The sequence below is a fragment of the Acinetobacter sp. UC24323 genome (assembly GCF_024151445.1).
GTDB classification, from domain to species: domain Bacteria; phylum Pseudomonadota; class Gammaproteobacteria; order Pseudomonadales; family Moraxellaceae; genus Acinetobacter; species Acinetobacter baumannii.
Map to the genome: position 1 here is coordinate 74,468 of NZ_JAHIBY010000001.1, position 24,918 is coordinate 99,385.

Here is a 24,918-nt window from a genome sequence, read left to right on the forward strand (position 1 = left end):
ATGTCACAAGAACTACATTTTGCTGTATCTCAGTTTTTGTACAAAAAGGCAGAGCTTTGTGATGCTTATGACTGGGATGCCTACCTAGAGCTTTACGATGAAGATAGTGAATATCATATTCCACAGTGGATTGATGACCATAATTATGTTCAAGATCCAAATCAGGGCTTGTCTTATATTTATTATGCGGACCGTACAGGCCTTGAAGACCGTGTATTCCGTATTCGTACAGGTAAAGCAGCATCTGCAACTCCGTTACCACGTACTTTGCACAGCATAAACAACATCCGAGTTAAAACACTGGAAGATGGTCTTATCGAAGCAAAAGTTGCATGGCAAACGCTTTATAATCGTCAAGGTTTAGAAGGCTGTTTTTACGGACACGCTACTTATCTTTTGCGTCAAACCGCAGATGGTTTCCGTATTCGTCGTCAGCACAGCATTTTGCTGAATGACAAAATTGATTCCGTTTTAGACTTCTATCACGTTTAAGGGGAATGAAAATGGGACATTCAGTTGCACTTAACTTTGCCGATGGCAAAACCTTTTTCATTTCGGTAAATAACGACGAATTGTTGCTTGATGCAGCAGTTCGTCAAGGAATTAACCTGCCGTTAGACTGCCGCGAAGGTGTTTGTGGTACCTGTCAGGGACAGTGTGAAACCGGCATTTATGAACAAGAATATGTTGATGAAGATGCATTAAGTGAACGTGATTTGGCCGAGCGAAAAATGTTAGCTTGCCAGACGCGTGTAAAATCAGATGCAGCTTTTTATTTCGATCATGATTCTGCTATTTGCAATGCTGGTGATACCTTAAAAATTGAAACCAAAGTGACTGCGGTTGAGCTGGTTTCAGAAACAACAGCAATTTTACATCTTGATGCGAGCAGTCATGCTGAACAACTTCAGTTTTTGCCAGGTCAATACGCTCGTTTGCAAATACCAGATACTGAAGACTGGCGTTCTTATTCTTTTGCAAATAGACCAAATGCGACCAATCAATTGCAATTTCTCATTCGTCTCTTACCAGACGGTGTGATGAGTAATTACTTACGTGACCGTTGTCAGGTTGGACAAAGCCTACTTATTGAAGCACCGCTTGGTAGTTTCTATTTACGTGAAGTAGAGCGACCGCTGGTTTTTGTGGCGGGTGGAACTGGTTTATCAGCTTTCTTGGGAATGCTTGATAACTTGGTTGATCAGCCTAACTCGCCTGCAATTCAGTTGTATTACGGCGTAAATAGTGAAACCGACTTGTGTGAACAACAGCGTTTACAGGCCTATGCAGAACAGCTACCCAACTTTAGTTATCACCCGATTGTGACTAAGGCAACGGAAACTTGGCAAGGTAAAGCCGGTTATATCCATGAGCACTTAAATAAAGATCAACTGGCCGAGCAAGCTTTTGATATGTATTTATGTGGCCCACCGCCAATGATTGAAGCCGTTAAAAATTGGTTAGATGAGCAAGCTCTGCAAAACTACCGTATCTACAGCGAGAAATTTTTACAGAGCAATACCTCACGTTAAAAGTATAAATAGCTTAAAAACTACTAAACCTGAAATGATTCAATATACTCTTATAAGGGGTATATTGAATTTTTGCATTTAAATTAAAAGCTTTTATATATCAATAATATAAAATAATGAATTCCGACAAAATAAATTGACCAGTTCGCACGGATTTGTTATAAATTTTGATAGATCTTAAGGAATAAGATCATGATGAGATTAAGTTATAGCACCTTTTATATCCCCCTATTCTATTTCTCGAATGTATTAAATTGATGGACAAAATCCGACGTAAAAGTTTGAGAAAATCACAATAACTAGCGGTTAGATTGGTCTATATCTTGCTTATATCTCATTGTATTTTACGCTTAACTTAATTTTTAAGTGCCGTATTTACTTATTGCACAGTGAAAGTTTAAAACTTTTGCAACATAGGTAAATACAGGAGTGAGCCAAAAGGGATAAATATGAACCAAGCCAACTCCCACGAACTCAATGGACGTCATTTTCAAAATGAGCCGATCTTTACTGATCATAATTTGGTGTTCGATCACCACGATTTAAGCGAAACCTGCCGAAATGTAGGCCAAATTTTTAAACCGCATGATCTTAAAATCCCTCATCAGAAGCGAGATTTCAGTGCAACTATGCACCATGTTAAAACAGGCGCATTGTCTATTAGCCGCTTGGAATATGGCGCAGATGTCATTATTGAACCAGATCATCTTGATAACTTTTACTTAATTCAGATTCCAACTCAAGGCTATGCAGAAATCGAGTTTGGTTCGCAAAAGTTTATTTCTTATTCTCAAGTTGCTTCTCTTATTTCACCTCAGCAATCTTTACGTATGTGCTGGCATGCGAACTCACCCCAGCTTATTCTAAAAGTGTCAAAGGATGATTTTACTTACCATTGCCGTCAACACATTGCGGATTCAGAGAATAACTTACTCGTTTTTGACCCTAAATTAGATTTTTCTACCCAAGGTGGAGCCTATTTTTTACAGCTCGTTAGAACATTGATGGATGCTTTAGCATGTGATCAGCACCCGCTCCATCATCCATTAGCCTTTAAACAATTTGAGTCAAATCTATTTAATGCACTGATTTATGGTCAACCCAACAATGCATTACATAAGCTTGATCATTATAAAGAAAAAACGGTATCTCCTTATTTCGTGAAGCGTACAGAAGCCTATATTAAAGAACATTTGCATGAGCCGCTTAATGTCGAAATTCTGGCCGAGCATGCAGGCGTGAGCGTAAGAACCCTATTTACTGGTTTTAAAAATTATTTGGGGACAACCCCAATGTCTTATTTAAAAGAATTACGTTTTGAACAAGCCCATTTAGAGCTCATGCACAATGAAAATCTATCTGTCACTGACGTTGCATTTAAATGGGGATTTACCCATTTAGGCCGTTTTTCACAAGAGTACAAACGCCGTTATGGTGAGTTACCTTCGTCTACTCGCCGATCTGGTCAAAATGAAGGCTCAGGCTTAATTACTTCAATTTTTTCTTAAACTAAAAAATAGATAAAAGCCTTTTATATTTTTTGATATAAAAGGCTTTTTTTATGACTTAGAAATGATGAACATAACGAACTTGTAGTCGCGTACCTTCTGGGCGGTTTTCAGCGTCTTGCTCAAAATAAGCATTTGCAACCAAGTGATCATTTTTAGAAAAACTATACATCGCCCCCGGACCAATTGCCCAGACTTGCTCACGTCTACCTTTAACTTTTTCACCATCCACTTCAGTGTCAGTGATTTGTTTTAGCCAATAGCCATTTAGTCCCAAGCGGAACTGTTCAGTAATGGCATAGTCTGTTGCGAAGTTTGCATGAATTGCTTGCCCAGCTTGCATATCATTTGCACCTGCAAACGCATAGCTTGGGTCATCATTTTTAAAGTTATAGAGATAATGGATACGTGTTGACGCAGTCCATTTGGGATTAAACCAATATGTGGCAGCCCAATACGGGTCAAATGAAACAGCGTTATTACTTGGGTTAATATCTTTTTGCTGGTCGTATTCGCCAGTAGGTAAATTCACCTGAAACTCAAAACGATGTACAAACTTCGGCCCTTGCGCACCCATGACTGGATCGAACTGAATAAAAGGTCCGATCATAATATCCCCAAAGCCACTTTGGGCCTTAATAGCAGCATTATTCAAGCCATCATCCATGTCCATTTTGCTGACAAAAGGAATTAAAAAATTCATGCCTAAACTGGCTTTATCTTTTACTCGAACATTTGATAAATAACTAATCTGTTCAACCAGTACTTGATAATTTAAATCTGTTTTAGGTAAACCTAGTTTTTGCCCATTGGCATCGACCAGTTTATTGCTATCGTAATTTTGAAAATAGGTTTGAGCATACCAGCCGGGCCCTGCAGGTAATCCACCATCGAGAAAGCTAGTCATGCCTAAATTTACGGTCGGTAAATCATAGGCATATGTAACCCACGGCAAACCTAATAATGTCCCTGCTAAAAAGCCATGTTTAATTAAAGTGCTTTTCATCTTCTTATTTCCTATAAAAAAATCACGACCGGATTGATCGTGATTGTGGTGAATTAATGTGCTAATTCTGGATGCTCAGCGGCAATCCGATACTTTCCTGCGTGAAATACCAATGGTTCACCTTGGCGTTGTTGGTATTGTTCAATTTGACCAATAAAAATCAGGTGATCTCCGCCTTCATACTGATTTACATTGCGGCAAACCAAGGTTGCGAGTGCATCAGTTAAAATTGGCACGCCAGCATTGCATTGTTGATGAGCAATGCCTGCAAATTTGTCTTCGGCACCTCGAGCAAAATGTCCCGAAAGCTGATGATGCTCTTGTGCCAACATGTGAATAGCAAAATATTCAGCTTCTACAAAATCAGGCAAACTTGGCGCCGTTTTTGAAAGGCTCCACAAAATTAATGGCGGATCTAACGACAGAGATGAAAATGAATTGGCTGTCATGCCTATTTTCCGGCCATCTTTACCACGAGTGGTAATCACGGTAACGCCAGTTGCAAACTGACCAAGCAAATTACGAATTTCTCTTGGGTTTTCGGCATTAATCGCTTGTAAAGCTAAAGTGTCAATTGTGTCCATTTTTAAATCTCCCTTTGATATTTTGACCTTAGGCCACTTTTGCTGTGTTTCTTGAAGCTAAGAATGCTTGAGCCTGATTTGCATCAAACCACCACGGAGCAAAGGCGCGCGGGTCATCAAAGTTATTGGCCATAATTGAAGCAATGCTCTGGTTCTGGCTTGCAGCTGCTAGGAGTTCAACGACATGAGGCTCTGGTGGTAATAACAAGCTATTGGTCCAAGCCACGACTTTTTCTGCATAAGCCCAATAGCGTTCAAAAGTTTGAACCATCCATTGTTCGCTAAAGCTTTGATTATCATTGGCTAAAATGGCATCAAAATAGATCTTGCTACACTTAGCCGCATTGTTTGAGCCTTGACCGGTAATTGGATCATTGACCACTAAGGCATCTGCCATGCCAAAAATCTTTTTGCCAGACGGTAAGGTTAAAACGGGCTTACGTACCGTCGGCGGGAAACGCCCTGCCAAATAACCGCCAGCATCAGTTAATTCAACATTTGCGCAGCGTTCATATTCCCAAGGCACAAATTTCTTGAGTAAGTCCAGACTACAATGCAGGTGCTGTTCTGGTGTTTTCACATCTTGCCAACAGTCCATTGGCCCGTTTGGAATACCTTCAAACACCATAATGTCGCAAGACCCATTGATGGTTAGTGCCGGAAATGAAAAGTATTCCCCGACTTCAGGAATAATGTTAAAAGTCACACGTGAATAAGGTGAAATTGGCTTCATGTTTTTGACGTAGGTCAAAGCCAAAGCGCGCTGCGGTTTATCAAAAACACTTCGTACATTATCACGTTCAAACTGTTTAACAACTTCACCTTTACCAGCCGCGAGCAATACAAGCTCGTAGTCGTTTGCGAGTTGTTCTAACTCTTCTATTCCTACATCTTGAATCACCAATCGACCGCCACGGCGTTCAAATTCTTCCATCCAATATGGCATTTTGACGCGTTGATCGACCGATTGAGCGTAGCGCTCAAGACGAGCGCTCCATTCAAATGCTTTACCACCATTTTCAGGATTAACTAAAGCTAGCCCAATGCCTTCTACGGCTGGACATTGTTCTTCCCAGAAATTTAGTCCCAAGTCACGTTCAGTTTGTAAAGCGGTATGAAACATACACTGGCTTGACATGACTTTACCTTGACGGATTTCATCGGCAGTTCGGTTGGTAATCATGGTTACCTCGTAACCTGTATCTAATAACCCCAAACCAAGCTGTAAACCAGACTGTCCTGCTCCAACAATTGCAATACGGCGCATAATCTTCTCCATAATTTTCTAAATGTGCTTTTAAAACGCTGTGCTATTCGGCTAAACGTGGAATAGCGGGCTGTGATCCTTCAGGGCCCATTACTGAATAGCCACCGTCGACCGCATAATCTGCTCCGGTGACAAAACTCGCAGCGGATGACAATAAAAACAAAACAACATTGGCGACTTCTTCGGGATGACCCAATCGGCCTAGTAAGTGATAATCGGCTGCCACGCTATCGGCTTTTTCACGGTTATTACCGCTGACTTCTGCAATGACACGAGACCATGTCCAACCCGGAGAAACCGAATTGACGCGAATACCATCGGCAGCAAAATCCATTGCCATGCTTTGTGTGAGTTGACGTATCGCGGCCTTAGAAACCGGATATAACCAGCGCCCTGTTTGTGCCACTTTGGCTGAAATGGAAGTAAAGTTAACAATTGAACCTTGCTGCTTTTTTAGGTCATTGTATAAAGCACGGCTCAGCTCAACGGTAGAGACCAAATTAAGATCGAGTGCTTGTAACCACTCCTGACGTGAAGATTTAAAACCGTCATCTAAGTAGGTACATGCCAAATTCACCAAGTAACTCACTTCACCTAAATGTTGGTGAATATCTGCCACAGCTTGTTGAATAGCCGCATCGCTGGTTAAATCGGTTTGAATAAACATCACATCATGGTTAAAGCTTTCGGCAATCGCCTTACCTTTTGCATCAATATCTAAAATAGCGACATGAGCACCTGCACTGACTAAGGCTTGCACAACAGCTTTACCAATCAGTGTTGCACCGCCGCTCACCACAGCAACTTTTCCTTTTAAATCTATATTCATTGCAAATACTCCTTAACTAACTGGCTTGCCTTCACTACTTGACCAAGATGGCATCAACGTATTGGAAGGAAGGTCTTCATCAAGAAGTTTTCGCGCTGTCTCGACACCTGCTACTGGTAAGCCTGTTGGGTCTAATAAACCAATTTGAACAAGTACAGACGCTTGGTCCCAGTAAATATGCTCATGGCACAGCTTTGAACCTCTGAACTGAATTACACCTAACATTGGAATTTCGACATATTTACCAGTCGGTTTTACACCCGGTAATAACCAGTCAATTTCAGCATCGTGGGTAAAGCTCATAATGAACTCGTCTACCACTTGCGTTGAGCCAACCGTACGAGAGATCGAAGTGATCTTCATATCTTTCGGGTTTTGATGAACAAAGTGATACTGATAAAAACGAGCAAGCTGGCTTTGGCCTACCCCACCAGTTAACGTTGGAATATGGTTGACATAAGGTTCTGCGACCATTGTTGCCATAGTTGCGGGGACGTCACGCGTATCGAACTCATGACGGATATGCTCTTCCCAGAGTGCGACTAGGTCATATTTCGGTCCAATCGTTTCATGTAGAGCTGTTACTGTACGCTCGTGAGCAAAGCGTGCTGAAGGTTTGTGGTAATGGTTGCTTTTTGGTCGTGCAAAGGCATGATCAACGCCTTCGTAAACATAAGCTTGCACATTTGAATATTGATTAGCTGCATCGACAATCGCTTGTCTCGCATCTGGCGGTGTAAATTGGTCCAGTTCTGCAATATGTAAAACCAAACACCCTTTTACGTTAGCTAACTCATCTAAGGCTTTTTCAATACCTACACCGTAATAACCTACGGCACATGCCACTTCCGAAAGTCGACAGCCTGCCAAATAAGCTAGCTTTCCACCTAAACAATAGCCAACCACGCCGAGACCTGTAGAGGTATCACATTCTGGTCGTGTCTTTAAAAAAGCTAAGCTGTCTTGAATATCTTCAACACCGAGGTTTTCGTCATATTGCTGATAAAGTTCAAAAGCTTTTTGAAAATCATCTGGTGTATAACCGAGTTCAATATTAGGTGCTACACGCCAAAATAGATCAGGAACTAAAACGGTATAGCCTTCTTCTGCAAGAAAATCTGCCTTTTCCCGCATTGCTGCATTCACCCCAAAGATTTCCTGACAAAGCACCACACCAGGTCCTTTTCTTGTTTCTGGTGTCGCTAGATATGCACTGAACTGCTTTCCAGATGCAGTTTTAATTTGAATGGTTTGACCAGCCATAGTGTCAACTCCTGACATTGTTATGGCTTTATCTTCTATCCGAATTTTTTTTTAGACTGTCCAAAAGCTGCAAGCATTATCCAATCTCTGCGCAATTATCAAAATCAATCAAACTGGATAAAAATTAAAAACAAAGAAACATCTATATTTCAAAAACTTAAATTAAAAAATTAAATTACTGCTTTTTATCTAATTTGGAAAAAATGGATGAAGATTAGGACTTATAGGATAGTGAAGACTGGCTAAAAATAGTTCAATCAAAGATACAGGTTTTGTAACGAATACATTGAATTACTCAGGGAATTAAATAATTTCAAGAAGGAATACATATGAAAACGATAGATGCGAATACGATTATCAATCGCGAAAAACTGTCTCCCTTACAGTGGGTGGTTTTTATCCTAGGCTTTTTTGTCTTTTTCTGTGATGGTCTAGATACGGGAATTATTGGTTTTGTTGCTCCGGCATTATTAGATGACTGGGGAATTACCAAGCCTCAACTTGCACCAGTTTTAAGTGCAGCCTTAGTTGGCATGTCAATTGGTGCAATCATTTCGGGACCCTTAGCCGATAAATTTGGCCGTAAAGGTGTTATTGTTTTTACAAGCCTTTTGTTTTCCATTTTTACCATTTTGTGTGGCTTTGCCAATTCAACTCAAGACTTAATGATTTATCGCTTTATTACAGGTGTAGGTCTAGGCGCGGCCATGCCAAACATCAGTACTATTGTCTCAGAATATATGCCTGTAAAACGTAAAGCATTTCTTACAGGTCTTGCTGGCTGTGGATTTATGCTGGGTATTTCTTGTGGCGGTGTGTTGTCAGCTTATCTATTAGAAAGCTATGGCTGGGCCAAAGTGATTATTATTGGCGGAAGCATTCCCCTAATTTTAGTGGTTGCTTTATTACTTAAATTACCTGAATCAACGCAATACTTAATTACACGTCATCAACAAGATAAAGCACAGCGTATCTTAGAAAACATTCAAGGTCATTCTTTTCAAGAGCCTGTAAAACTTGTTTTAACTCAAGCAGAAACTGCATCGGATGAAAATCCGGTTAAAGTAGTTTTAGGAAAATATCTTTGGGGTTCAAGCATGCTTTGGCTCTGCTGTTTTACTAGTCTTTTGGTGTTCTATCTTTTAACAAGCTGGATGCCAACGATTTTAAAAACAGCAGGTTTCAGTACCCAACAGTTTAGTTTAATTGCCGCGATTTTCCCTTTTGGTGGTGTAATTGGCGCAACCATTATGGGATGGTACATGGATAAACTGAACCCAACTACAGTGATTAAATATTCATATCTGATTGCTTTCGTCCTATTCATTGTTGCAGGTTTGGTGAGCTCAAATATTTTCTTATTGGGTCTTACTATTTTCTTAATTGGTGCTTTACTCGCTGGTGCACAGTCTTCATTACTGCCACTTGCAGCTATGTTCTATCCAGCAGTATGCCGCGCGGTTGGTGTTTCATGGATGCATGGTATCGGTCGTATCGGTGCAATTTTAGGCGCTTTCTTTGGTTCGCTCATTTTCACTTTCAACCTAAGCTTAAGCGGTATTTTCTTTATTCTAGCAATACCAACCTTCATCTCATTTATTGCACTTAGCCTAAAAGTAATTTATGAGAAATCTAAACACAAACAAGTGTTAAAGCTCGAAGAAAGTCTATAAATATTAATCGATAAATAAAAAACTGATTAAGTTGCCTAAATCAGTTTTTTTATTTGGAAAATTAAATATCAGAAAATTTTGCCTTTGGTCTCACTTGGGTTTTCTCCAAATTCTTCACGATATTCTTGAGAAAAACGGCTTAAATGGTTAAAGCCCCAGTCATACGCAAGCTTTGAAATAGAAACCTTTTTATCTGCTCCTGTAGTGCTCAAGATTTTGTAAATTTGTTGAAGACGATATTTTTTCAAATACGACATTGGGCTGGTGCCATAGTACTGTTGAAACTCATCATACAATTTTGATTTTGAAACCCCAGCCAAACGCTGCAAGTCTTCTGCACAGATTTCTTCGTGAGCATGTTCAATAATAAAATTACGAACCTTTCGAATATAAGCTGGCTCATCTTGATGTGAGAGTGACTTTAAAGCTTCAGAGTAGTTGTTTTCTTGAGATAATAGTAAGGCTTTAATTACAAAATTTTCATAGTCTTCAGATAACATCTGTAAACCATAAAAATTGCTATATTGCGATTTTAGCTGTAAAAAATTCTGAATATTCTTCCACCACGCTCCAATCAGTTGCTCAGAGTCTAAGTGCATTTCAGGGTTAAAAATGATAGGCGTTTCTATAGGTTTATTCAGTAAATCTGCAAGGACAATCTGCATACTTCGCTCAGGAATAACCACCTGAAATTTTCTACAGTCTTTATCGATAATCAGATCTTGTTGATCATTATTTGAAACAATTAGGCCTCTGTTTTCATCAGATTGATAATGTGCACCACGAATGTTGAGAGCTTGTCGCCCCTGTATAGGTAAACTAATGCTATAAGCTTTTAAATTTGAGATGTTGATAGCGACGTTTGCACCATAACTGATTGTGCCGATTGCCATTTTTTTATTGGGCAAACGCATTCCGTCATAGTGGAAATCGAGATTATCTTTGTAAATTGTGTCTAGACGGTGTTCACCACAAATTGTGGACATCAGATTCTGCGCAAATTCAGCTTTGCGGGAATAATGATTGAGTTCCATCTGTTGGCTGAGTGATATCATATCCTTTTCACCTAGCTAAAACTTATTGCTAAAAAAGCAACTTGTATGCCAATTAATATCCTTTAATTGACGAGTTTTCCTGAAAATATCTAATCAGGAAATAGCGTAAATATTACTTTCTCATACTCTATTAAATTTTAAAAATGGAAATAAGTTAAATACCTTTAAAGTATAAATTTATACCCTAACGAACTTATTTTCTTAGTTTTTTATAACAACTTATAGTAGAGATAAAGCATTATTTTGAACAGCAGACGATCGTAAATTTTTATCGAGTAAAAAAACCGCTTATATAAAATAAGCGGCTTTCATAAAACAATTAAATTATTGGGCCGTATAACCGCCATCCATCACGACAGCTTGGCCTGTTACCCCACCTGCTTTTTCACTCGCAAGGAAAATTGCATAATCAGCGATTTCTTCAACAGAGAGTAAACGCTTTTGAGGAACCATTGCCAAAATTACATCCTCAAGTGCACTGTCTAAACTTACATTACGGGTTTTAGCCAAGTCTGCAATTTGCCCACGAACCAATGGTGTATCTACATACCCCGGACATAAAGCATTTACCGTAATACCATCACGTGCACATTCTAATGCGGCAACTTTTGTTAGACCAATTACGCCATGTTTAGCGCTGTTATAACCTGCCTTTCCCGCGAAACCAATCAAGCCATTAATTGAAGCCATATTAATAATACGACCATATTTTTGAGCTTTCATGATTGGAAAAACATGTTTAATACCAATAAATGCCCCAGTTAACATGACTTGAACTAACTTTTGAAAAACAGCCGTTGGAAATTCTTCAATAGGCGCAACATGTTGGAAACCAGCATTATTAATTAAGATATCAACCGTACCAAAGGTCTTGTGAGTAAGCTCAATGGCTTGTTTATAAGCATCTTCATCAGTCACATCACATGGTGCAGATAAGGCATCAAAACCTTGCTCTTTAAGTGAGTTCGCCGTTTCTTGGCACTTTTCGGCATTCATATCAGATATAACAACTTTGGCACCTTCTTGAGCAAATTTCTTAGCAATCTCTAGACCGATACCACTTGCAGAACCTGTAATAAAAGCGACTTTACCGTCTAAAAGTTTTGTCATTTATTTACTCCTTAATACTTATAACGTGCTGATTTAAACAATACCCGTTACGGTAAAGACCGTAATCACCACAAATACCGCTAATGTCTTAATTACTGTGACTGCAAAAATATCTTTATACGATTGTTTATGGGTTAAACCTGTAACAGCGAGTAAAGTGATAACAGCACCATTATGCGGAAGCGTATCCATACCGCCTGACGCCATCGCAACCACACGGTGCATGACTTCTGGTGGAATACCCGCAGCTAAAATCGCGGCGTTATATTGTTCAGCCATCGCACTTAAAGCGATACTCATACCACCAGAAGCTGAACCGGTAATACCTGCTAGAACAGTTGTCGTCACAGCCCCATTTACTAGTGGATTTGTAAAAGTACTGCTCATTGCATGACTAATCATGGCAAAGCCCGGTAATGACGCAATAATTGCACCGAAACCATACTCAGATGCGGTATTCATCACTGCTAAAAGTGAGCCACCAATACTGGCATTAATGCCTTCTTTAAAGTTCGTCACTACACGTTGGTAATCAAATAAAATTGCGGAAATAATCCCGACAATCAGCGCAAGACCAACTGCCCAGATCGCACCAGTTTTTGCGACGTCTACGGTGTAATCCGCTAATCCAACTGCGGCAAAATCAAAACCATTTGGATACCACTCTTTGATTGCTTTAGACAAATATTTGTTCATTACGGCAACAAGAATGAGAGGTACAAATGCTAAAAACTGACGAGCCGTACTTACATTATTTTGCAAGTTCATATCGGCTTCAATTTCTTGAGATGGCGTATTGTCTACGCCAAAACCCGAGAATCCTTCGCCAGCTTTTGCAGCAGCTCGGCGACGCCATTCTAAGTAAGCCAAACCCATGCATAGAACAAAAATAGCACCAATAATTCCTAGAAATGGCGCGGCATAAATATTGGTGCCAAAGAAAGTGGTCGGAATTACATTTTGAATTTGTGGTGTACCGGGCAATGCATCCATAGTGAATGTAAATGCACCCAGCGCGATGGTTCCTGGAATTAAACGTTTTGGAATATTCGCTTGTCTAAATAGTTGGTTTGCAAAGGGATAAATTGCAAATACAGCAACAAATAAACTAACACCGCTATAGGTTAAAATTGCACCTAGTAATACAACCGTTAAAATTGCTTTTTTTGCCCCAATCCATCTCACAATGGTTCGAGCAATAGACTCAGCAATTCCTGACATTTCAACGACTTTACCGAAAATTGCCCCCAGCAAAAACACAAGAAAGTAATCTTTAATAAAGTTCACCATTTTAGGCATAAAAACACCCGAATAAAACGGCAAAACATTGGCTGGGTTAATGAGTAAAACTGCAAGTAAGGCACAAATTGGTGCCATAAGAATGACAGAAAAGCCCTTGTAAGCTGTATACATCAACAGCCCAAGCGAAAGTAGAATTACAAATAATTCCCACATATATTCTTTCTCCCTAAAGAATAGATATTAGGTTCAATAAAATTACCAAAAGATATTTAGGTTATCCCAAACCTATAATGATAAAAATCACAATATCTATGGATGGTAATAGGTAAATGAGCTTAAAAATAAAATATCACTAAAATATTTAAAAACAATGTAATTTATTGAAATTTTTAAATACCAATAAAATACAAGAACTTATTTGGCTCTCTTGGTAAAATTTAATTATTAAAAAAATATTATTGTTTTATAAAACTTATTAATTATTGAGTAAATTAGATTAATGTTTCTATATTATTTAATAAAGCCAATTGAATAATATATTTTTTAAATTAATTTAATAAATATTTTATTAGTTGAGATCAGTAATTTTTTATAAGAAATAAAAAAAATAGATAGCGGTAATTTTTTATCTCTCTAAAGATTTTCTACTATGTACTTTTAATATTTAATTTCTACTATAATAATATAAACAATATAAATTAATATATAGATTAGCGCTGCCAGTACCCCACCGATTACTAGTGCGATCTCCATTGAATTAGAGGGATTATTTTCTGGTTTTCTAGCAAAAATTACCGGGTATTTTGCATTCTTAATTTTTTCTTCAGCAATTCGATAATGCTTTTTACCTATTCTTATAAAAATAAGGATACAAATAATAGGTAAAATAAATGATGAGTAATAAACTAATGAATCTACTGACAATTTATTATTGATCGCATCATCACATTTATGAAAATAATTTTGATTTTCTTTACTTAATTTACTGATTTTTTCAGGAGTAATTTGACTAAAATCAAAATCATTACGGCAACCAGATATAAAGACATCTTTGGCATCTCTAGAACTACTTGACCCACTACTCGTATGACGCATATGTACTGTTGTATAAGACATAATATTATTACAAAATAAAAAGCTAAATTTTATTAGATTAATAATAATTGGCAACCTAAACCTTCCTTAGCTGATATTTCCAAATAGTAGCAGCTGGATCCTGCGTTTCAACATACTTTGCTAAAAACACTGATTAATTCAGCTAGAAAAATTTACTAAAGTAATTCAGCACATTGAGCTCTACTTGCTTTTTCATAATTTTTTGTCAAAAAACATCATATTAGGCAAATTTTCGTATAAATTACTCTTCTAGGTAAGTTGAGTAATTTAAAGGAAAGAAATGACGCTTAAACAACTAAAAGCTTTTTTGGCCCTTGCGCGTACACTCAACTATGCCAATGCTTCTTCAGAGTTACATCTCAGCCAATCTGCTTTAAGTCTTACCATCAAAAGCTTAGAAGAAGAATTAGGCGGTAAACTGTTTAACCGTAATACACGCCGTGTTGAACTTACCCAAGAAGGCAAATCGCTCATTCCATATGCAAAAAAACTCCTTGCCAATTGGGATGAAATGGAAAACGATGTTAAACAGCGCTTTAAACTCAATCGCGGAACATTAAGTATTGCCTCAATGCCCTTTGTGACCCATGCAATTTTGCCAGAGGTGATTTATCAATTTTTAGCCGTCCACCCCAATCTTAATTTTTCAATTCACGATATTCCAAATGAGACCATTATAGAAAAAGTACAAGATGGTATTTTTGAGCTTGGTATTTGTTTTGAACCTGATCTCACCGAAGGTTTAGAGTTTAAACCGTTGTTTGAAGAAGACTTCTTAGCTCTATTGCCAAAGACCCACCCGCTTGCTCAATCACCGTCTATTACATGGCATGAGCTTTGTTCAAATCCATTTGTAACCTTGCAAAAACCTTCAATTGTTCGATATTTAGTTGAACAGAACTGTCTAAGAAATAATATAACGCTCGATTTAAAAGTTGAATGCCACCAAATTTCATCTCTTTCAAGTTTCGTTGCTTATGGAATTGGGGTAAGTGCAATTCCAAGGCATTTTGCTAAACACATTGATAAAGAACATAACGTTCTGATTGATTTAAAAGATGAAGCCATTCATAAAACAGTAGGAATTGTTTATAAAAAGAACTTTGAAATTTCAAATATTTCTGCTCAATTTATTGAGGCGCTCGTTCAATATAAATTTTAAAAAATTAAAGATTGTCTTTTAGTATAAGTTAAGCTTATGGATAAGTTAAATTCTTTAATTTTTATAAGTTTCAATATGTTGTAGAGTAATTTTTAAATTTTTTAGCTTATATGCGTCTTAAGTTTTGTACTTAATTTGATATTATTCATTGATTATACTTATTAATCATTTAAAAAAATTAACTTCTATAACACAAAATGTGATGCTAAAACTAGAAACACTAAGGGATATAGGAAAACAACAGAATGAATAAAGTTTATGCCAACGCAGAGGCAGCACTGAAAGATGTAATTGCAGACAATCAAACACTTGCTGTTGGTGGTTTTGGTTTGTGTGGAATTCCGGAAAAACTAATTGTTGCAGTTAAGCAAAGTGGTGTGACTGGTCTCACATGTATTTCGAATAACGCAGGTGTAGATGATTTCGGTTTAGGTATATTGCTTCAAACCAAACAGATCAAAAAAATGATCTCTTCTTATGTGGGTGAAAATAAAGAATTCGAGCGCCAATATTTAAATGGTGAATTAGAAGTTGAACTAACCCCACAAGGCACCTTAGCTGAAAAGTTACGTGCTGGAGGTGCTGGAATTCCAGCATTTTACACACAAACTGGCGTAGGTACACTCATTGCTGAAGGTAAAGAAGAACGTATTTTCAACGGCAAAAATTACATTTTAGAAGAATCTTTAACGGCCGATGTAGCTCTTGTTAAAGCATATAAGGCAGATAAGGCAGGTAATTTAGTATTTCGTAAAACTGCTCAGAATTTTAATCCCGAATGCGCAATGGCTGGAAAAATTACAATTGCAGAAGTTGAACAGGTGGTTGAAATTGGTGAATTGGATCCGGATGAAATTCATTTACCAGGTATATATGTGAACCGCATTGTATTAAATACATCACCTGAAAAACGCATTGAGCATAAAACTTTAAGCACGGAGGCAGTATAAAATGGCTTGGTCACGTAATGAAATGGCACAACGTGCTGCAAAAGAACTTGAAGATGGTTTTTATGTCAATTTAGGTATTGGCTTACCTACCCTTGTTGCCAATTATATTCCTGAAAATATTAATGTTTGGCTTCAATCTGAAAATGGCCTATTAGGTATTGGTGAATTCCCGACTGAAGAAACTGTCGATGCCGATTTAATTAATGCCGGCAAACAAACGGTTACTGCTCGCCCTGGTGCAGCCTTTTTCTCAAGCTCAGAATCTTTTGCCATGATTCGTGGTGGCCATGTCAACATTGCAATTTTAGGCGCAATGGAAGTTTCTGAAAAAGGAGACTTAGCGAACTGGATGATTCCGGGTAAAAAAGTCAAAGGTATGGGCGGTGCAATGGACTTGGTTGTTGGTGTTCAAAAAGTTGTTGTTCTTATGGAACACTGCGCAAAAGACGGTACACCAAAAATCGTGAAAAACTGTAGTTTGCCTTTAACAGGTAAAGGTGTTGTTCATCGCGTAATTACAGACTTAGGCGTAATGGATATTACGCCACAAGGTGTAGAGCTCATTGAACTGGCTAAAGACGTAACGCTCGAACAAATTCAAGCTGCTACAGGTGTTGAGTTTTATAAAACCTTAGTCGCGTAAATTCTAAGGCTTAGTTAGCTGTACAAGACTCAAGTTAGTAAGTGAGCTTGAGTCTTAGCCCTATCAAGCACCGGATGTGCTGTCTATAAATAAGAATGAGAAGGATTTTTTCAGCTATGGAAAAACGGCAAGGAATTTTTGAAAGATTTGCTCTTCGGATTAGTGACTGGTCTGAAAAATGGTTTCCTGATTCATATATTTTTGCTCTGCTTGGCGTCATTATTGTTTCTGTTGCCGCTTTAGGTATTGGTGCTCCAATCCATGATGTAGCGACCTCATTTGGTAATGGCTTCTGGAGTCTTATTCCCTTTACCCTACAAATGACTATGCTCATTATTGTAGGTTATGTTGTTTCTGTATCTAAGCCCGTAAAATTCCTGATCCAAAAAATGGCGCGTATTCCAAGTTCTGGACGTGGTGCTATTGTTTTGGTGGCAACCGTTAGTTTATTAATTTCACTAGTCAATTGGGCAATAAGTACGATTCTTACTGCACTTTTAGTGATCGCATTAGCAAAACGTAAAGAGCTGAATATGGATTATCGTGCTGCTGCGGCAGCCGCAATCATTGGTATGGGAGCAACTTGGGCTCTTGGAATTAGTTCATCAGCAGCACAGCTTCAGGCAAATAAAACCAGTTTACCTGAGTCAATTTATAATCTGACTGGTGTTATTCCATTTACCGAAACGATTTTCCTTTGGCAATCAATTGCAATGACCATTATTTTAGTGATTGTTTCAATCGCTATTGCATATTGGTCTGCCCCAAAAGGCAATAGCGTTAAAACCATTGATAGTTTTGATGTGCAATTTGAAGAAGAAAAAACAAATGAAGCAAAATCTACTCGTCCAGGTGACTGGTTAGAAAATTCGCCTATCTTAACGATTATTGTGGTGGTTTTAGGCTTAATCTGGATGTTTTTTGAATTTTCAAAAAGCAATCCCATCATTGCCATTTCAAGTCTCAACACCTACAACTTCGTGTTTTTAATGCTTGGGTTAGCTTTACATGGCACACCACGGAACTTTTTAAATGCTGTTGCAAAAGCAGTTCCGGCAGTATCGGGCATCTTAATTCAATTTCCACTGTACGGAAGTATCGCCTTTATTATGACCCAAGCTTTAAATAGCCAAGACTTATCGCTGTCACATTATATTGCCGAGTTTTTCGTTTCAATCGCTTCAAAAGAAACCTTTGCAATTGTGATGGGAATTTACTCTGCGGTACTTGGATTTTTTGTACCTTCAGGTGGTGGAAAATGGATTATTGAAGCCCCATATGTAATGCAAGCAGCAAATGATTTAAAGGTTCATTTGGGCTGGTCTGTACAAATTTATAATGCAGCCGAAGCTTTACCAAACTTAATCAATCCATTCTTTATGCTTCCAATGTTAGGCATTTTAAAACTAAAAGCAAAAGATGTGATTGGTTTTACAGTGACTCAGCTCGTTGTGCATTTTCCTTTAGTTTTATTCTTGCTGTGGTTCTTTGGTAGAACGCTCAGCTATACCCCTCCAACTTTTTAATTTAGTGGCGCCTTTAGTTTAGGCTAAAGGCAAATTTAGCAAATACACCAATAAGAGATATTAAGATGAGTTCAATTGTTATAGTTTCAGGTAGCCGTACTGCAATGGGTGGTTTTCAGGGTAGTTTATCTTCTCTAACTGCTCCAGAACTTGGCGCTGCTGTCATCCGTGAATCGATCCAACGTGCGGGTGTTAAACCTGAACAAGTAGATGAAGTGATTTTCGGTTGCGTACTCAGTGCAGGTATTGGTCAAGGCCCTGCTCGTCAAGCCATGCGCAAAGCTGGCGTGCCTGATCATGTCGGAGCTGTGACCATTAATAAACTTTGCGGCTCTGCAATGAAAGCGGTGTTAATGGCATCAGATACCTTAAAAGCAGGCAGTGCCAATATTATTGTGGCTGGCGGCATGGAATCTATGACGAATGCACCTTATATTTTGCCTAAAGCTCGCGGTGGTTATCGTATGGGACACGGCGAAATTAAGGACCATATGTTTTTAGATGGCCTCGAAGATGCAGAAACAGGTCGTTTAATGGGTTCTTTTGCTCAAGACATGGCAAATACCAAAGGCTTTACCCGTGAGCAAATGGATGACTTTGCAATTTCTTCACTTAAAAAAGCGCAAACTGCGATTACGGAAGGTTATTTCAAAGAAGAGATTGTTCCTGTTGAAGTAAAAACCCGTAAAGGTGTCGAAGTTATTGATCAAGATGAGCAACCATTAAAAGCAAATCTTGAGAAAATTCCGACTTTACGCCCTGCTTTTAGCAAGGACGGCACAATTACAGCCGCTAACTCAAGCTCTATTTCTGATGGCGCAGCTGCATTAGTACTTACCACTGAAGAATATGCTCAAAGCCATGGCTTAAATACTTTAGCAAAAATTGTGGCAACTTCAACTCACTCTCAGCATCCAAGCGAATTCACAATTGCTCCAATTAGTGCAATTCAAAAAGTACTTGAGCGTGCTGGTTGGTCTGTTGATGAAGTAGATGCTTGGGAAATTAATGAAGCTTTTGCAATGGTGGCAATGGCACCAATTCATGAGCTAGGAATTGATGAAGCAAAAGTAAACGTCCATGGTGGTGCATGTGCATTAGGCCATCCAATTGGTGCTACAGGTTCAAGAATTATCCTTTCTCTTATTTATGCATTAAAACGCTTAGGTAAAAAGAAAGGTGTCGCTGCCCTTTGTATTGGTGGTGGTGAAGCAACAGCCGTTGCGATTGAAATTTAATTTAAAATTAAAAGAAGACGTAAGGATTTTCTTACATCTTCTTTTTTATAATTAAAACTCTTAAGCAGTTTTAAATAGCTCATAACAGGTTTGACGGAACCATTTATGGCTACTCTTGTGGTGACAAGACATATGCCAATGTTGCTTAACATCATAAGTTGGAAAATCAAGCGGTGCCGGTAAAATCTGTAAGTTCTCTCTAACCAATAAAACCTGACTTAAATAATATGGCACAGTGGCAATCGCATCTGTTTCCTGAACGACCAATCCCACCCCTAAATAACTTGGTAAGCGAATTAAAATATTTCGATCCAGTCCTTTATTTTGCAGCTCATTTTTAATGTGATAATGCCCAATACCCGCATCAATATCGATGTGAGATTCACGCATATAATCCTCTAAAGTGAAATTATTTGGGTCTAAACGTGGATGGCTTTTTGAGCTAATTACGACATAGTGTTGCCGAAAAAACTTCTGCTGATAAAAACCTTCTTCTAACTGCGGTAAAAAACCTATGGCTAGATCAATTTCGCCGTTTGCCATTTGATAGCTAGTTTCTGGTGTAATAGGCCTAATATTTAAACGAATCAAAGGGGCTTTTTCTTTTAAATAATTGGTTAATTGCGGCAACAAAACCAAATGAGATACATCAGTCATCGCAATCGTAAACAACTGATCTGAGGTCAACGGATCAAAGTTCACATTAAAATTATTAATGCTTTCAACCTTATCAATAACTTCACTAATGAGCGGAAAAATTTGCTTTGCCAGTTCAGTCGGAATCATTTCATTACCGACTCGAATAAACAAAGGATCATTAAAATGTTGGCGGATTTTGTTTAGACCATTACTAACGCTCGGCTGTGTCAAACCAATGGCATCTGCAGCCATTGAAACACTTTTGAACCGATAAATATGATAAAAAATATTTAATAATCTACTGTCTAGATCAAACAAAATTGTCTCCGCTTGGACTCAATAATCCATTGAAATAAGTTCAAAGTAGGTATGAAAGAGATAAATACTCCTATACTCTACTTTTGACTTATTGAAATTTACTCTAAATTATCAAAGAATTTAGACAAGGGGCAATGCTTTATACTGCCTTTCATCGTAAAGACCAAAGCATAATCTACTTATTTGCTTAATTTATATATAAATATCGTGTACTTCATCATTTCAAATGAGTAGACGTTATAGGTCTTGCTGGCCTTTAAAACCATTCCATATTTTCTGTACCGACTTATTATCACTCAAATTATTTTTGAAGATATAAATATCTTGAGCAAGGCAATATTCTTGTTGGTCTAAAATGACTAATTTTCCGGCTGCAAGGTCTTCTTCAACATTAATTTTTGGAATCCAAGCAACTCCTAAACCTTGTAAAACCAGCTCTTTTAAATTGGTGGCATTATCTGTTTCATATAACGTTTTATATACAAGCTTACCTTCAATCAGTTGATCTACCAATTTTCTTAAGTACGCGTGTTTACTATACGCTAGCAGAGCAAAATTACTTTGTATTGTATGTTTAGGACTGTGGTCAGGTTCAGTTGCAGAAACCGGTACAATAACCGTTTCAGCAATTTTGATACCACTTAAAATATCATCCCCAACTTTTCTAATATTGCTTTTATCTGCATAGCAAATCATAAAGTCACAAGCACCTTCTTTTAACAAAGACAGGCCTTCTCCACTATTCGTTGCGACAATTTCAATTTTTAAATCACGAATAAGTGTAGGAAATTTCTTTAAAAAAGTAGTTAAAAATCCAGAGGCTAAAGAATGAACAACGCAGAAACGAATGGTCGATTCAGTTTCATTTTTAATATTTTTAATTAGTTTTGCGGTCTCCTCTACCTGTTTTTCAATATTTTTAGACATCACTAATAAAATTCGACCAATGTCTGTAAATTCGATGTTGTTTTTGTTGTTCCTAATAATGACTTCAGCACCAATCATTTCTTCAATTTGTTGAATTCTTCGAGTAAATGCAGACTGGCTAATAAATCTTTTCTCTGCTGCTTTTGAGATTGAACGTTCACGTTCTAATGTGAGGAGATCCTCTACCCAACGGACTTCTAAATTCATCTTATCTATTCCCTTTTAGATTTGTAATTTTATTAATTGATATTTTTGGGAAGTAGCATAAATAAATTTAGTGATGAGAAAGAATGATAAAACATAGGGAGTACCTGCAAAAATGCGAGAAGTGAAAGGACAAAGCCAATCTATAAAATTAAGTATTTAATAATTCTGACATAGAAAAGAAGATAAGAAAATAATAGGTTTTGTTTTCACGAGACAAGAGATGAACATAAGTACGATTCAGCTAAAAAAATTATTTAAATCAAACAATAAAAAGCCATCATAAAAATAAATAAGAGATCTTGAAAAGATAACTTTTAGAAATAAGCACGAACTTATATTTGTACATTTTATTGATAAAAAAAGTCCGCACCTTGGGGAAGAATGCGGACTGTAAACTGTTTCAATAACCAATCCTTATGTTATTGATTAAATTTTTCAGAATCTTAATTAAGATACTTTTCCACTATAAAAGGTAGTTAAAAAATCTATTTTCATACCCTTTTTACTTTGCCTAACCCAAAAAATATGAAAAATAATTTTTTTTACTCACTCAATGGGTTGGTAAGGTAATAATTGATAAGAAAATGATTACCTTACCTCATTTCAGGATTTAAGCAGTCATAATAATTGATTGTATTTAAATACAATATTTGAAAAGAGTATAAGATAAAAAGATAATCCCGACTATTATACTAAAGTATCTATTTGAGTGTACGCAAACGTATTGAGTCCCCTTTAAAAGCGGTGACGATTTTCGCAGACGGGTTGATCAAAATGACCTAATATTCACCAATCAAGTAGTATAACTTTCTTGAAATTTCAACCATCATATTAGAAGTATATTGACTGATTTCAAATATCTGTTTTTTCTGTGGATTAAAAACCATATTGTCTTTTTCATCACTAAAAAAAACATAAGTTGTGTATTTATCCATGTGATGAATATGCTCTTTCAAGCTGAGTTTCTCACCAGAATTAGGGTCATATGCAATAAACTTCATTCTCATGCATTTGTCTCTTTACAGCGTGCTTACACCTTATAAAATTTCAGTCAAAAGATTATTTAACAGACAATAATCTTGAATGCCTAAATTATTGATACGATGCAGTAGGGATATTTTGTTTAGCTTTTTGAATAGATAACTCAGCATTCTTAATTGATTGCTCAGCTTCTTTAAGCATGTGCGAACTTTTAGTTTCAGCTTTTTCTTCATTACCCCAAAGGAGATAACAAGCAAAACTTCCCAATATTAATAAAGCAGCAGTTACTTTTAACATAAACTTAATAAATCAAAATTTTCTGTATTATAAGTATTTTTATGTGAAATGCATCACAATTTTATTAAAATTTACTAAACAAAACTCATTATTTGCTTATATAAATTAACTTTCACATGAAAAATCAAATATTTTTTTGATTTTAATACACGGAAATGATTGCTTAGTTTTCTGTATAAATTTTGATTTACTTACATTTTCACACCTTTGACCAACCTATAAAATTAAATAAATATTTGAATATATTAAACTTTAGAACAAGTATTTATTCTATATACGCTCATATACCAACGATTATTTCTCGACTACCCTCTTTTTTGTTATGCAAAAAATGCATAATTGCTTTAATAAATGCATTAGAAGTGAAGCATTTCGAATTCTAAGATGAATCATCTTAACTAATTCGAAGTTTAATGATGAACGCTGATATTACTACCCGTATTGAGAAGGATCTTATTGGTCATCGAGAAATCAACAATGACCATTATTACGGAGTTCAAACATTACGTGCTTTAGAAAATTTCAACTTAACAAATAGCAAAGTTGGAAATTTCCCTAATTTAATTAAAGCATTAGCTATGGTTAAACTAGCTTGTGCTGAAGCAAACTATAATCTTAAAAACTTAGATCAAACTAAATTTGAAGCGATTGAATACAGCTGTAATCAGCTTATTCGTGGTAATTTCCATGACCAGTTCCCAATCGACATGATGCAAGGCGGTGCTGGCACTTCAACCAATATGAATGCAAATGAAGTATTGGCAAACGTTGCTTTAGAATATATGGGCCATTCTAAAGGTCAATATCAATACTTGCATCCAAATAACGACATTAATATGTCGCAGTCAACAAATGACGTATACCCTACTGCAATTCGTTTAGGTTTATTACTTAGCCTAGATGAGTTAAATCTTCCATTTAACAATTTGATTCTTAGCTTCTTGAATAAATCTCAAGAGTTTGCACACATTTTAAAAATGGGTCGTACTCAGTTACAAGACGCTGTGCCTATGACATTAGGTCAAGAGTTTGGTGCTTTTGCGGTAACTCTACAAAAAGACCTTGAGCAAATTAATACGCTTATTCCAAATGTTTTAGCTTATATGAATCTTGGCGGTACAGCGATTGGTACGGGAATTACCACTGAATATAGTTACCGTGAACTCGCGATTCAAGCACTTGGAAAAATCTCTGGTAAGAAAATTAAGTCAGCTCCAGATTTGATTGAAGCCACTTCTGATATGGGTGACTTTGTTCTTTTATCTGGTTTATTAAAACGTACTGCAACTAAACTTTCAAAAATTGCCAATGACTTGCGTTTACTTTCAAGTGGTCCACGTACTGGCATTAATGAAATTAATTTAGAAGCACGTCAACCTGGTAGCTCGATCATGCCAGGTAAAGTAAACCCAGTTATTCCTGAAGCAATGAACCTTGCTTGCTTCCAGATTATTGCAAATGATTTGGCTGTAACTTTAGCTGCTGAAGCTGGTCAATTACAGTTAAATGCAATGGAACCACTTATTGCATTCAAACTGTTTGAATCGATGGACTTGCTTGGTAAAGCAATGGCAATGTTCCAAACCAAATGTATTGATACAATTACGGCGAACCCTGAACACTGTAAAGCTTTGGTTGAAAATTCAATTGGTATTGTGACTGCACTTAACCCATACCTAGGTTATGAAACTACAACTCGTATTGCTAAAACAGCAAACGAAACTGGGCAAAGCGTATTGGCTTTAGTTCAAAATGAAGGTTTATTATCAGCACAAGTGCTTGATGATATCTTGTCGATTAATAATATGGTTAAACCAAAAATGTCGGCTTAATTCCTGAAATAAA

Annotated in this window: 23 protein-coding genes; 10 read left to right on the forward strand and 13 right to left on the reverse strand. The window is 37.1% G+C overall.

All coding sequences use genetic code 11. The annotated features are described in order from the left end of the window. The 3 genes from antB (at window position 1) to KNQ97_RS00350 (ending at window position 3,040) form a co-directional block, all read left to right on the forward strand. Entirely contained in the window at window positions 1-492 is a 492-nt protein-coding gene (gene antB / locus KNQ97_RS00340) for an anthranilate 1,2-dioxygenase small subunit (protein ID WP_000076813.1), read from the forward strand. A 5-nt stretch (window positions 493-497) separates the two neighbouring features. Continuing rightward, a complete protein-coding gene (gene antC, locus KNQ97_RS00345) occupies window positions 498-1,532 on the forward strand; it encodes an anthranilate 1,2-dioxygenase electron transfer component AntC (protein WP_086222291.1) in 1,035 nt (344 codons plus the stop codon). Between the two features lie 449 nt (window positions 1,533-1,981). Beyond that, on the forward strand, window positions 1,982-3,040 hold the full coding sequence (locus KNQ97_RS00350; RefSeq protein ID WP_253611645.1) for an AraC family transcriptional regulator: 1,059 nt from the start codon (window positions 1,982-1,984) through the stop codon (window positions 3,038-3,040). Window positions 3,041-3,098: 58 nt separating this feature from the next. Here KNQ97_RS00350 and KNQ97_RS00355 read toward each other — a convergent pair whose 3' ends face one another. The 5 genes from KNQ97_RS00355 to KNQ97_RS00375 are packed head-to-tail and all read right to left on the reverse strand — an operon-like array spanning window position 3,099 to window position 7,989. Further along, window positions 3,099-4,046: a transporter gene (locus tag KNQ97_RS00355; protein ID WP_021510765.1), complete on the reverse strand. Its 948-nt coding sequence runs from the start codon at window positions 4,044-4,046 to the stop codon at window positions 3,099-3,101. A gap of 53 nt (window positions 4,047-4,099) precedes the next feature. Next, entirely contained in the window at window positions 4,100-4,630 is a 531-nt protein-coding gene (locus tag KNQ97_RS00360) for a flavin reductase family protein (protein WP_000379602.1), read from the reverse strand. 28 nt (window positions 4,631-4,658) lie between these two features. Continuing rightward, entirely contained in the window at window positions 4,659-5,897 is a 1,239-nt protein-coding gene (locus KNQ97_RS00365) for a styrene monooxygenase/indole monooxygenase family protein (RefSeq protein ID WP_253611646.1), read from the reverse strand. A 43-nt stretch (window positions 5,898-5,940) separates the two neighbouring features. Next, the gene (locus KNQ97_RS00370) at window positions 5,941-6,726 is read right to left on the reverse strand and encodes an SDR family oxidoreductase (RefSeq protein WP_253611647.1); all 786 of its coding nucleotides are present in this window, start codon (window positions 6,724-6,726) and stop codon (window positions 5,941-5,943) included. 12 nt (window positions 6,727-6,738) lie between these two features. Further along, window positions 6,739-7,989: a dienelactone hydrolase family protein gene (locus KNQ97_RS00375; protein ID WP_253611648.1), complete on the reverse strand. Its 1,251-nt coding sequence runs from the start codon at window positions 7,987-7,989 to the stop codon at window positions 6,739-6,741. A 329-nt stretch (window positions 7,990-8,318) separates the two neighbouring features. On the opposite strand from KNQ97_RS00375, the gene KNQ97_RS00380 reads away from it, so the two are divergent. Then, window positions 8,319-9,662 carry an MFS transporter gene (locus KNQ97_RS00380; protein WP_000848262.1) on the forward strand — a complete coding sequence of 448 codons (1,344 nt, stop codon included), beginning with the start codon at window positions 8,319-8,321 and terminating at the stop codon, window positions 9,660-9,662. Between the two features lie 68 nt (window positions 9,663-9,730). Here the strand turns inward: KNQ97_RS00380 and KNQ97_RS00385 are convergent, their stop codons facing one another. The 4 genes from KNQ97_RS00385 to KNQ97_RS00400 all read right to left on the reverse strand — a co-directional run bounded on the left by KNQ97_RS00385 (window position 9,731) and on the right by KNQ97_RS00400 (window position 14,239). Next, the gene (locus tag KNQ97_RS00385; RefSeq protein ID WP_001987950.1) at window positions 9,731-10,717 is read right to left on the reverse strand and encodes an AraC family transcriptional regulator; all 987 of its coding nucleotides are present in this window, start codon (window positions 10,715-10,717) and stop codon (window positions 9,731-9,733) included. Between the two features lie 324 nt (window positions 10,718-11,041). Further along, entirely contained in the window at window positions 11,042-11,827 is a 786-nt protein-coding gene (locus tag KNQ97_RS00390; RefSeq protein WP_103236540.1) for a 3-hydroxybutyrate dehydrogenase, read from the reverse strand. Between the two features lie 33 nt (window positions 11,828-11,860). Further along, entirely contained in the window at window positions 11,861-13,282 is a 1,422-nt protein-coding gene (locus tag KNQ97_RS00395; RefSeq protein ID WP_253611649.1) for a GntP family permease, read from the reverse strand. 444 nt (window positions 13,283-13,726) lie between these two features. Further along, entirely contained in the window at window positions 13,727-14,239 is a 513-nt protein-coding gene (locus KNQ97_RS00400) for a hypothetical protein (RefSeq protein ID WP_001121559.1), read from the reverse strand. A 226-nt stretch (window positions 14,240-14,465) separates the two neighbouring features. On the opposite strand from KNQ97_RS00400, the gene KNQ97_RS00405 reads away from it, so the two are divergent. The 5 genes from KNQ97_RS00405 (at window position 14,466) to KNQ97_RS00425 (ending at window position 19,704) form a co-directional block, all read left to right on the forward strand. Further along, a complete protein-coding gene (locus tag KNQ97_RS00405) occupies window positions 14,466-15,347 on the forward strand; it encodes a LysR family transcriptional regulator (RefSeq protein WP_098732148.1) in 882 nt (293 codons plus the stop codon). A 245-nt stretch (window positions 15,348-15,592) separates the two neighbouring features. Beyond that, window positions 15,593-16,297 (forward strand): CoA transferase subunit A, encoded by a 705-nt coding sequence (locus KNQ97_RS00410; protein WP_001045564.1) that lies wholly within the window; start codon window positions 15,593-15,595, stop codon window positions 16,295-16,297. Between the two features lies 1 nt (window position 16,298). Further along, a complete protein-coding gene (locus tag KNQ97_RS00415) occupies window positions 16,299-16,940 on the forward strand; it encodes a 3-oxoacid CoA-transferase subunit B (RefSeq protein WP_000312583.1) in 642 nt (213 codons plus the stop codon). Window positions 16,941-17,056: 116 nt separating this feature from the next. Continuing rightward, window positions 17,057-18,466, forward strand: coding sequence for a short-chain fatty acid transporter (locus KNQ97_RS00420; protein WP_253611650.1), 1,410 nt, complete (start codon window positions 17,057-17,059; stop codon window positions 18,464-18,466). Between the two features lie 65 nt (window positions 18,467-18,531). Beyond that, a complete protein-coding gene (locus KNQ97_RS00425) occupies window positions 18,532-19,704 on the forward strand; it encodes a thiolase family protein (protein WP_000095308.1) in 1,173 nt (390 codons plus the stop codon). A gap of 60 nt (window positions 19,705-19,764) precedes the next feature. Here the strand turns inward: KNQ97_RS00425 and KNQ97_RS00430 are convergent, their stop codons facing one another. From KNQ97_RS00430 to KNQ97_RS00445, 4 genes are all read right to left on the reverse strand, one after another. Continuing rightward, window positions 19,765-20,661 (reverse strand): LysR family transcriptional regulator, encoded by an 897-nt coding sequence (locus KNQ97_RS00430; RefSeq protein WP_001983834.1) that lies wholly within the window; start codon window positions 20,659-20,661, stop codon window positions 19,765-19,767. Window positions 20,662-20,898: 237 nt separating this feature from the next. Further along, window positions 20,899-21,795 carry a LysR substrate-binding domain-containing protein gene (locus KNQ97_RS00435; RefSeq protein ID WP_001047847.1) on the reverse strand — a complete coding sequence of 299 codons (897 nt, stop codon included), beginning with the start codon at window positions 21,793-21,795 and terminating at the stop codon, window positions 20,899-20,901. A 779-nt stretch (window positions 21,796-22,574) separates the two neighbouring features. Beyond that, window positions 22,575-22,796 (reverse strand): hypothetical protein, encoded by a 222-nt coding sequence (locus KNQ97_RS00440; RefSeq protein ID WP_000668585.1) that lies wholly within the window; start codon window positions 22,794-22,796, stop codon window positions 22,575-22,577. Window positions 22,797-22,887: 91 nt separating this feature from the next. Next, the gene (locus KNQ97_RS00445) at window positions 22,888-23,073 is read right to left on the reverse strand and encodes a hypothetical protein (protein WP_000922092.1); all 186 of its coding nucleotides are present in this window, start codon (window positions 23,071-23,073) and stop codon (window positions 22,888-22,890) included. A gap of 413 nt (window positions 23,074-23,486) precedes the next feature. Between KNQ97_RS00445 and KNQ97_RS00450 the strand changes: the two genes are divergently transcribed. Next, window positions 23,487-24,905: an aspartate ammonia-lyase gene (locus tag KNQ97_RS00450; RefSeq protein WP_000980437.1), complete on the forward strand. Its 1,419-nt coding sequence runs from the start codon at window positions 23,487-23,489 to the stop codon at window positions 24,903-24,905. Window positions 24,906-24,918 lie beyond the last annotated feature (13 nt).